Raw genomic sequence first — 3,640 nt, forward strand, 5'->3', positions numbered from 1 at the left:
AGTTCATCAGCACCGACGAAATTCGCTATTTCCTTCGCGGCGTTCATGTCGAACCACACCCCGACGGTGGCGCCCTGCTTGTCGCCACCAACGGACACATCATTTGCGCCGTCCACGACGAAACTGCAAAAATTGGCGATGGCGAAAGCTGGATTTGTTTTGCCCCGCAATCGATCCGCACCGCGCTGAACAAACGCGATGCCGGGCACCTTCATTTCGTCGGCAACTCCGCCTATGTCACAACACAGGACTGGACGAAACGCCAGGGGGCCGCCGGGCAAAGCCCCGCCATTCTGACAGAACACCACATCGCCGTAAGCTGGGCACCGCCGATTGACGCAACATATCCGCAATGGCGCGCATCATTACCAGCAACACACTCCACACCCACACGCGAAATCGCCATCAATGGTGACAATGTTGCCCGCATCACAAAGGCGGTAAAACTGGTTTCCGACCCCAAACAACCCCCTATCCTGAACTGGTTTACACCGGCGAACCCCTGCCAGCCGGTCATTATCCGCACCGAATGCAATGACAGTTTTTTTGCCGTCATCATGCCAATGCGCGGACGCGACAACAACACAGCCTATCCCGCATGGCTACCCGAACCGGAAACCGCAAAGCCAACCGCAAAGCCAGACGCGGCCAACGACAGCACCCCGGCACAGGCAGAAACGGAAACCGCCGCCTGATCAGGCCAGCTTTTGAACGCTTCACAGGACGAACCAAGATGACCAACATTGTTTTCTTACCGGTGCAACCGGCACACGCCATGCCACCTTCCTTGCCCGCCCATACCGGCACCATCACCGCCCGCATCGATGGCTACCCGCGCAATGCAAAAATCATTGTCGCACTCGATGCCGACCGCATCCTGATCCGCTGCACCGACGTCACACTGTCACGCTGGATCACAGCACACGACATCATCGCCCCGCGCCGGTTCGGGGGCGCGGCATGACCAAGATTGAATGGACCAAACGCGCTGGCACCAAAGGCGAAACTTGGAACCCGATCAGGGCGCGCAACAAGTCAACTGGCGGCGTTGGGCATTTCTGCACAAAGGTTTCGGCAGGCTGTCAAAATTGCTATGCCGCCGATTTCCAGAAGCGTTTCAAAAACACCGTGCGTTATGCAGCACAGGACGCCGATCAGGTTGAAATCTATCTGCATGAACCAGTGTTGATGCAACCCCTGCTTTGGAAGAAACCACGCACCATATTTGTTTGTTCGATGACAGACCTGTTTTACGAAGGGCATCCGCTAGAATGGATCATGCAAATTTGGGCGGTGATGGCACTTTGCCCGCAGCATACTTTTCAAGTCCTGACAAAACGAATTGCCCGGGCCAGTGACATGCTTGGCGGGATATCCCCAAAGGGGGATCATGCTATGTGCAGGGCAATCAATGAAATCCCATACGGATTAGGGGACCGCAGAGGCTCGCTTGAAATGCCTCTGCCCAATGTTTGGCTTGGAACCAGTGTCGAGGATCAGGCAACAGCCAACGAACGCATCCCCGTGCTACTGGAAACACCAGCAGCGGTACGCTTTGTCAGTGCGGAACCGTTACTCGGTCCGGTTGATCTGACGAGCCTTGACGGTGGGTATCACGATGGCGTCAGGCTGATTATCGACGGACTTACCGATACCGCTCTTGACGCTTACGATAATATCGGAGGCATTTTTGGTGCAAAACTGGATTGGGTAATCGTCGGCGGAGAAAGCGGGCGCAACGCCCGGCCAATGCACCCGGACTGGGCGCGATCATTGCGCGATCAGTGCAAGGCCGCTGGCACCCCGTTTTTCTTTAAGCAATGGGGCGCATGGGCGGCGCAAGTCGGTGCAACTTACGAAATTTCAGACGATTTAGAGATAAGCAAATACCTCTGGAAAGAATGGAATGGCGAAGCGTGGGAAGACTGGCCCCACCCGCAATGGTGCGACGACCTAGACCCCGATCAAAGCGTCGTTAAGGTTGGCAAAAAAACCGCAGGCCGCCTTCTTGATGGTGTTGAGCACAACGAATGGCCCCCCATTGATCAACGAAAGGCAGCGGCATGACAACTCACGGGTCTTTCAATCCGAAAGGCTCACGCCGCACCGATGCGGGGGAGCCGATGACGGTTGCCCGCATCGATGCCGCACTGCGAACACTGGCGCGCATCATGCGCGATCATGGCGACCGTTTTGATAACGGCGACTTGATGAAAATGGCGCAAAATCTCTATGACGAACGCAACCGGATCAGCCAGCCCAACAGCATAGAAAACCTTATGGCTGATCTAATGAAGGTCGCATAAGGGCAATGCGCGCCAGCCATTCCTGTTTCTGTTCCAGCGTTGGGCCCGCCCCATATTTTGGCCGGGAAAATTTATGCCCCATCACCGACGCCACAAGCATGTCAGGGGCCTCGACCGCAATAAACCGATCCTGCAAGGCGTGGCGCAACGAATAAAGGCTTTGCTGATTGGTTTCAAAGGCCGCGTTTTCACGCAAAAACTTGTTCACGCCGGTTGTAAAGCTGCCATTCTTGCCGCGATAGCGCACAATTCCACCCGCTGCCATCAATGCCTTGGCGGCTGGTAACGCAGCCCCGACCAATGGCAAATTTCTGATAGACATACTGGTCTTGATTTCGCGGATCTGGTTTGGCCTGATCCTGATATGCGGGATCGGATCATCAAGAACAAAATCAGCCCGTTCCAGACCACAAATTTCCCCCGGTCGCGCCCCTGTTTCCGCAAGGATTGCAACGATGTGCCGGGCTTCGTCATTGATGCCGCCAAGCAGGCAGCCAGGTGCCAACAGCGTTTGCACAATCCAGTCACGCGATACCGTTTCACCCCGACTTTTGCCCTGCGTGACATGGTTGCGAAATGCGATCCCCTTAAACGGGTTTTCAACACCCAGTAACCGCGCATCGCTGACAACACGAAACATGGCGCGCAGGCAATTCACTTCCTTATTCGCAGACTTTACAGACAGCTTTTCATCGCGCAAACGGTCGCTCCACCAACTGCGAAACTGCAACGCATCCTGCCGCGACAGTTCGGCAATCGGTTTGTCACCAATTACGGCCAGCAGGTTTTTTTGTGATCGCCGATGCGGGTTTAGCGCAAGTTCCACCTGCCGGGGCGATTTGCCAATCCGGGCATCAAAACTCAATTTCTCATATTCATCAAACAGCGTCGAAATCATAATCCGGGGCATGGGAACGGCCCCAAGAACGGCATCAATAACACGACGATCATCAACAGTTTCAAGGCTTTCAAGCCGGGCAACAACGTCCTTGGCCGGGGCCTCGGCAATTTCCCCTGAATGCTGATACCGCCACCCCAACCTGACAGCCAGGTCACGCGCCCGTTCATATCGTTCCTGACCACCAGCAACCTTGCCCGACGCCCGCAATTCATCCCAATAACCGATAACATTTTCATTCACCCGGCCCACGGCCAGACAAGCGGAATCATAGCTATCTGTCTTAAGGGAAATCTTGACTTCGCTGCCCAGAATATCGACCAGATCAGCAGGCACACGACGGCGATAACTATATCGGCGACCGCGACGAATTATATAGCGGCTAAGGTCATCGGGCATGGCCTGTGTCCCAAAATGTGTACCAAACTGTGTACCA

Annotated in this window: 5 protein-coding genes; 4 read left to right on the forward strand and 1 reads right to left on the reverse strand. The window is 55.1% G+C overall.

Features of this window, described 5'->3' with window-relative positions; all coding sequences use genetic code 11:
• The 4 genes from THS27_RS27035 to THS27_RS25900 all read left to right on the forward strand — a co-directional run.
• The coding region (locus THS27_RS27035) for a hypothetical protein (protein ID WP_168185022.1) at positions 1-695 on the forward strand (695 nt) is incomplete at its 5' end.
• Positions 696-733: 38 nt separating this feature from the next.
• Entirely contained in the window at positions 734-964 is a 231-nt protein-coding gene (locus THS27_RS25890) for a hypothetical protein (RefSeq protein ID WP_085595855.1), read from the forward strand.
• Complete coding sequence (locus tag THS27_RS25895) at positions 961-2,067, forward strand: DUF5131 family protein (protein ID WP_085595857.1); 1,107 nt, start codon at positions 961-963, stop codon at positions 2,065-2,067. Before THS27_RS25890 ends, THS27_RS25895 begins: the two co-directional genes overlap by 4 nt.
• 56 nt (positions 2,068-2,123) lie before the next feature.
• Entirely contained in the window at positions 2,124-2,306 is a 183-nt protein-coding gene (locus THS27_RS25900) for a hypothetical protein (protein ID WP_139835763.1), read from the forward strand.
• Here the strand turns inward: THS27_RS25900 and THS27_RS25905 are convergent.
• The coding region (locus THS27_RS25905; protein WP_210403025.1) for a DUF6538 domain-containing protein at positions 2,278-3,640 on the reverse strand (1,363 nt) is incomplete at its 5' end. The genes THS27_RS25900 and THS27_RS25905 overlap by 29 nt on opposite strands.

Origin of the sequence: Thalassospira sp. MCCC 1A01428 (assembly GCF_002115825.1) — a bacterium.
GTDB lineage: Bacteria > Pseudomonadota > Alphaproteobacteria > Rhodospirillales > Thalassospiraceae > Thalassospira.

Excerpts from the sequence above, each read along its gene's own strand:
- THS27_RS25890 (WP_085595855.1), top strand. The coding sequence starts at position 734 with ATGACCAACATTGTTTTCTTACCGGTGCAACCGGCACACGCCATGCCA.
- THS27_RS25895 (WP_085595857.1), top strand. The coding sequence starts at position 961 with ATGACCAAGATTGAATGGACCAAACGCGCTGGCACCAAAGGCGAAACT.
- THS27_RS25900 (WP_139835763.1), top strand. The coding sequence starts at position 2,124 with ATGACGGTTGCCCGCATCGATGCCGCACTGCGAACACTGGCGCGCATC.